General features: G+C 64.0%; 1 protein-coding gene. It reads right to left on the bottom strand.

What is annotated here, in order from left to right:
• Positions 1-364, bottom strand: a 364-nt coding sequence (locus EN846_RS33915) for a substrate-binding domain-containing protein (protein ID WP_145971985.1), incomplete at both ends; no start/stop codon positions are given.

The raw sequence follows: 364 nt of genomic DNA, 5'->3' as shown, positions 1-364 counted from the left end.
GGGCAGCACGTTGGCGATCGCCGCCTGCGCCACCGAGGCCGTCGCCTGGCCGTAGACGGTCGCCACCACCTTGATGTCCGGATATTTAGCCAGCACCGATTGCTGCGCGTTGAACATGTCGTTGTCGGGCGCCGAGCCCTTCACGCCGCGCACCTGGATGACGTTGCCCTTGCCGCCAAGCATCTTGAAGACGGCTTCCGCCTGGGCGGCCTTGTAACCCTTGAAGTCGAAATTGAGCTGGTAGTTGCAGGGCGCCGAGGCGACCGAGTCGAATGAGATGACGATGATGCCGGCCTTGCAGGCCTTCTCGATGATGCCGTTGACGGCGGTCTCGGAAGCGGCGTCGACGGCGAGCACATCGACC

Source organism: Mesorhizobium sp. M4B.F.Ca.ET.203.01.1.1, from assembly GCF_004791025.1.
GTDB lineage: Bacteria > Pseudomonadota > Alphaproteobacteria > Rhizobiales > Rhizobiaceae > Mesorhizobium > Mesorhizobium abyssinicae.
This window is presented reverse-complemented; position numbering and strand designations above follow the sequence as displayed.